This window comes from Persicitalea sp., from assembly GCF_041751555.1.
Taxonomy (GTDB): Bacteria; Bacteroidota; Bacteroidia; order Cytophagales; family Spirosomataceae; genus Persicitalea.
Genome location: NZ_JBGSXF010000277.1, coordinates 1 through 5,359, shown reverse-complemented (window position 1 = coordinate 5,359; position 5,359 = coordinate 1). Strand labels below are relative to the sequence as shown.

Annotated in this window: 5 protein-coding genes; all 5 read right to left on the bottom strand. The window is 52.1% G+C overall.

Annotated features, from left to right (window positions below):
• Positions 1–176: 176 nt before the first annotated feature.
• Positions 177–491, bottom strand: coding sequence for a hypothetical protein (locus ACEW8P_RS09690; RefSeq protein WP_373512881.1), 315 nt, complete (start codon positions 489–491; stop codon positions 177–179).
• A 9-nt stretch (positions 492–500) separates the two neighbouring features.
• Complete coding sequence (locus ACEW8P_RS09685; RefSeq protein ID WP_373512880.1) at positions 501–2,417, bottom strand: hypothetical protein; 1,917 nt, start codon at positions 2,415–2,417, stop codon at positions 501–503.
• Between the two features lie 60 nt (positions 2,418–2,477).
• Positions 2,478–2,957 (bottom strand): ATP-binding protein, encoded by a 480-nt coding sequence (locus ACEW8P_RS09680; protein WP_373512882.1) that lies wholly within the window; start codon positions 2,955–2,957, stop codon positions 2,478–2,480.
• A gap of 460 nt (positions 2,958–3,417) precedes the next feature.
• Entirely contained in the window at positions 3,418–3,852 is a 435-nt protein-coding gene (locus tag ACEW8P_RS09675) for a helix-turn-helix domain-containing protein (RefSeq protein ID WP_373512879.1), read from the bottom strand.
• 151 nt (positions 3,853–4,003) lie between these two features.
• Complete coding sequence (locus ACEW8P_RS09670; RefSeq protein WP_373512878.1) at positions 4,004–4,927, bottom strand: hypothetical protein; 924 nt, start codon at positions 4,925–4,927, stop codon at positions 4,004–4,006.
• Positions 4,928–5,359 lie beyond the last annotated feature (432 nt).

Sequence of the window (5,359 nt, the reverse complement as noted above, 5' to 3'; positions counted from 1 at the left end):
TCGCTCTTCAACTGGCTCAACGAGATGACTGGAATTCAGGACGCCTCAAAGGTCAGAGCCACCAGCGGACTAATTGTCCATGTTTTCGGCGCTCTGGCCACGGCTTTGTTCAAACAGTTTTTTTAACCCGATATTCGCATAAACTCGTCTAATTGTATCATTGTCGCTGTATAGGGTTAAAACAGACCGCCCAGATCTCTCATGTTTGATTTCGTGGCTCTTACGCTATCCAGTTGCTCCTGAGTACCCGCGTCCACCAACACCGCCTGAACCTCGCTATTCCCCTGGAATGAAAACTCTAAGGACTGGGCAGTGCCCGCGTTCAGGATCAGGACTGAGCTCTTATCGTAATTCACATTATTGGCATACAGAAGTACCTGCACTTTTCGACTCGCCGAAAACAGATCTCCCCTTGATTCGCTTGCCTGAATTTTGAGACCAAACAGCTCACCCGTCACCTCGGTCAGGTCTTTCTTGTTGGCAATTTCCACGACCAGACCCTATACCGCCGCCTGATGGTTTCGAAAAACAAAGTTCAGAATGATGATTTCCTGGGGCGAAAAGCCGCCGTGTGCGTAGCCATACATTCCTTTGGATTTGAACGGGCGGCAGCTTGGGGCCACGTACGCGTAGCGATATTCGCCATAGGGCCTTTCAAAGCTCACCCACCCGGGGTTGGTTTGCTTCTCCACGGTGCGGATGAACCGTTCGTGGACTTCCTTCTTGCCCGTTACCAAAGGATCAATCTTGTCTGATTCTTCCAGAATCCCGGTCAGCACAAAACCATGATCCGTAACTACGTGTACTGCCTGATAGCCCATTTTGAGCAACAGGCTGATTTTATCCACCAGCAGTTTTTCAAATTCATCGAATAATTTAATCGCTCCCTGCTGTAATGTTTCTCCGGCTTTATTGATGTCCTTGTAGGTGAGTACCAGATAGTGGCCCTCAACGCCATAATGCAGCGCTTCCAGTTGCATAAAAGTCAGTGGCTTGCCTGTCAGCTCCCCTAGCTTTTTCTCCCGGTCTTTATGGATCGGCAGCACCTGGTCTTTGCCCACGTACAGGGCACTCATGTTGTGTTCCGTTTCGGAGGGCATGTCGGCCAGCATGGTGCTGCGTTCCACCACAAATTGTTTTTCCAGTCGGGTGGCTACGTAGGCCGCCATTTCGTAGCGTAGCCCATCGCCCACGATGATGGCCGTTCGGGCCGGGGCCGTCTTTAACAGGTCGACCAGATAGCCGGGTTGATTGGATGCATAATCAGAATGACATTCAAACCACTGCTGCAATAGCTCCCCATTGAGGCTTTCGTAGTATTCCTGCAAGGGCTTCATGATGCCTTTGTCCGCCAGAAAATGTGTGTACAGCCTACGAATGGCTCGATCCACCTTCTGAAACTCGGTGGTGTAGTACCCCACCACTTTGTCAAGGCTATGGCAGCCCGCCAGGGCGTTCGACTCAAAATCCAGCAGGGTGACCACGTCCTGCCACCAGGCGGGGATTCGATTGTTGGTTTTCCGGCGGGCCAGCCGCTCCCGCACAAAGCCCAGTTTTTCCTGTATATAGCTCTTGTCCCAAATGTTTTCACACAGTTCCCGGAGCGCCCGACGATCGAGTTCCTCGAACCCATGCTCGGGATGTGCGGCCCACACGTCCAGGGTGCGGGGTACCTTGTAGTCGCTGAGGTACTGCGTGAGGGCTTCGGCGTATTTGTTGCTGTCCACCCATTTGCGGTACAGTGCCAACAGCGGATCGGAGATGGTGTTGGTCAGTAGCCCCTCAAAGAAAAGCGCCGCCACTTCTTTTGCCCATATTTTGGGTGATTTCTTGAGGTAGGGTTTGCCGGTCAGCTCCGCCAGTTTTTCTTCAAAGAGCCGCCGTACGTCGGCATCCATGCGCTTGAAGTAAAAATCGGGATTATGCAGAAACGGCAATAGTTCCTCGTCCAGGGACACCATTTCTTCCAGATCCTGCACGATTTTCTTCCACCAACCCAGGTCCTTGCCGATCCCCAGCTTGGTGGCCGTAAGCAGCAAGGGATTTTCCATCGCGACCTGTAACCCCGTGTGGACAAAAATCTTTTTCCTGATCCACTCGGCGGGACGGGTCAGGTCCAGTAACCCGTGGGTGTAGCAATAGTCGAACAAAAAACTCAGCTGCTCCGGGGCCCGGCTCACGTAGAAAACCACCCCTTGCCCGGCATGATTCCGCTCGGCCTCGTAGCGGAGGAATAGCTCTTCCTGCACCGTCTGCCATTCTTCCCGTAGCTCAGGGTTGGTTTTGAGGATGACGTAGCCTTGCTTTTCCAGCGTGGAGAGCAGGAAATCGCACTGCTGCCCCGGATCGAGGATCACCATTCGGTTGCGGCGGCTGAGCTGCGTGTCAATATCTTGTAAAAACCAGCGGTCGGTCATGGGAATGGGTCGGATTATATCTGTGGTTGGGCGGATTAGGCTTACCGATTTTGCATGTAGCTACTCTTTATCAACCAATTGCCAATATCCTCCTTTATCCGGTCCGATACGTTCAAGTAGGTTTCGATCTTTGAGTTTTTTGATCTGCATTTCAATCGCCCGGGTGGATTTACCTACTCGTTCCGAAAGCTCTTCGATCGTAATCTGATTATTTTCTCCGATCAGCCGGAGGATTTTCTCCGAAGTTTTCTCCGAAGGTTTCTCCGAAGGTTCTGCCGAAGTCTTTCCCGGCCGCTGCATGACGACGGTAAACATGCCCCGCTTCTGAAAAACCGGCTCTGGTAGTGCGGCTTCCTGCATCAGATCCCGGATGCGGCCAATGCCCGACCCAACCTGCTCTACCAAGTGCATGCGGGCAAATAGTCCAAAAATCAATGGATTACGGGAGTGGCTGCGCTTACCGAATTCCGATTCCGGCACGGCACTTACCAGGCCACCCGGATTGGACACCTCCACGCGGTCGTCGTAGAACTCGACCATCGTGACGGCCCCTTTTTCGTAATAGTCGCGGTGTGTGAGCGAATTCACGATTACTTCTTTCAGGGCCGTTTCGGGTATTTCCCAGATTTCTTTACGCGGGCCGCCGCCCTGCCCTTCAGTGTCGTAGCGGACGTTGAGCTTGCCGCGTAGCCACTGCATGGCCTGGGTGTACTGCGCGTACATATTGCCGCCGTACACCTTGTCGTCCACGATGTAGCGTCTGGTGGTACCCTGAAAGGCTACGCAACGCACCACGGCTTTCTTGAAGAAATCCTCGGGCCGTTGGCCGAAGAAAAGTACGGCCCCGTTTTTGAATATACCGTCGGGCGTGTAGAGTTTGAGGCTCTGGAATAGTTGTTCGTCGGGAACCGGGGAACTGATCCGGGACTCGGCCTTAAAGTGGGACAGGAAAGTACCGTCGACCATGGTGGACGGCTCGAAGTCCGGGCAGGGTACCTGGTCAAAATAAATTTTTTCGGACTGCTGGAAGAAATCCCGCATTTGCTCGGCGGTCGTGAGCTTTTGGGTGTTGGGGCCGATGCGCATGTAGATGGCCCCCGACAGCACGTAAGGCTTGGATGGGCCGGAAGGTACCTCGATAACCCCAATCAATGGTTTTGCCGTCCAGCTCTACCACCGACAGCGCGCAACGGAGCGGTGGCGTGATATCGGAGATGCTATTCTGAATGGCCGAGCGACGGGTATTGTCCAGGGTGAGGCCAATGACCTGATTGGCGTCGTTGACGCCGAGAAGTACCACGCCTCCGGCGGCGTTGGCGAAGGCGCATATTTCCTCCGTCAGTTCCTTTACTTTGTTCGGCACTGCCACCTTGAACTCGGCGTTGTAGCCTTCCCCGGCGGCGATCAGGATGCTTATTTCCTCCGTAGTGATCATTTCCTATTGAAACATTTGATGTATGTCAGTCTGAGCGGAGTCGAAGACCGCCGAACGAGAGGTCTTCGACTCCGCTCAGACTGACATTGTACTTTCAACCTACACTAAAAAAACCTAACACCTAACAACCAAACAGCTAACTGCCTAAAAATCACCAATCCGCATTCAGGTACTTCGTCAACTGCCCGGCGTTGAGTACCTCGGCTTTGAGCATGCCTTTTTTTTGTAGGGGGGCGATGTTCTTGCCCACGCCGTCGTCGAGGGTAGGGTTGTAGTCCTCGGCGATGAGTTCGTCCAGTTTTTTGACAAAGGCGGCTATTTCCCGGAGTTGAACACGGATGCGATCTTTTTCGGCCTGCGCCTGGGCGGTTTCGGTACTTTGCAGCTCGATTTGGCGGTATTCCAGCCGCTCGACGCGCTTGCCGACGTACTGCGATTTGAGCCAGAAGAGGCTGTCGCGGTTCCATTTGTAGATGATGATGTAGGCCTCGAAGCACTGTGCCTCACCGCTGCTGAGGTGCCAGATGAAGGGCGTTTTGGGCAGGTACATGAACAGGTTGAGGTGATCCGATAGCTCGCGGAAGAAGTGCTGCTCGAGGTACTCGGGCACGGGCCTTCCGAGCAGGCCATCCAACTGCGAAAACTGCGCGCTGCTGAACCCCTGCTGCTGACAGTGCTGCTCCAGCCGATCGAGCAGGCGGGGCTCGCCGGGCAGGCCTACGAGCGGAATGATGCCGTCTTCATCCTCCATGAGCAGGGTGCGGATGGCGTCGGCCAGGAATTCCAGCGTGATGTCGTGGGCGCGGCCGGCGGGAAGTACCTGCGCTTCCCGAAACCAGTACCACACGTTGATGGGGTTGAGCTGCTGCCGGATGCAGAATTCTTCCAGGTCGTTGTTGCTTTGGTACAGCGTGGCGAAGGCTTCCTTAATTTCGCGGATGCGGAGTTCTTCGAAGTCTTCGGTGGGGAGGTTTTCGATGTGCTGTTGGACGATTTCATGCTCGATGGCGGCTTCTTTCAGGTAAGCTTGCCGGGAGGCTTCCAGTACGGGCAGATCGCCGATTGACTTGCCCATTTTTGTTTCGACTTGGATTCGGTCTTCTTCGCTTAAATCGTAGACTTCAAAAATGAGCTTATTTATAATGGATTCATGCAATAATACCCTAGATAATTGAGCATTTTCATAAACTAAATACCTCAATATTCTATCCTTTGAAGCAATATCCGAATATGATAAAATTGGGTTTTTATCAAAATTTGTTTCAAATAAATTAAAAGAATTTATTTGCTTTTTTACAGAAATACATTCTTCTGCAAGTAATGAAATATTATTTTCCAGGAGTTGAATTGGTTTGACAAAACGCACTCTTTCAATATCGCCAGCCTGAGTGTTTACAGTTGGATTTAAACAATCAACAATTGTTGTTGGCCTTAAACATATGTATTAATTGAGACATCAAGTTTCGTATCTTTATTTTTTTTGAAAACTCACGGTTAAAACAAAATA

Coding starts and splice junctions, on each gene's coding strand:
- ACEW8P_RS09685 (WP_373512880.1), bottom strand. CDS start 2,417: ATGACCGACCGCTGGTTTTTACAAGATATTGACACGCAGCTCAGCCGC.
- ACEW8P_RS09680 (WP_373512882.1), bottom strand. CDS start 2,957: ATGGTCGAGTTCTACGACGACCGCGTGGAGGTGTCCAATCCGGGTGGC.
- ACEW8P_RS09675 (WP_373512879.1), bottom strand. CDS start 3,852: ATGATCACTACGGAGGAAATAAGCATCCTGATCGCCGCCGGGGAAGGC.
- ACEW8P_RS09670 (WP_373512878.1), bottom strand. CDS start 4,927: ATGGGCAAGTCAATCGGCGATCTGCCCGTACTGGAAGCCTCCCGGCAA.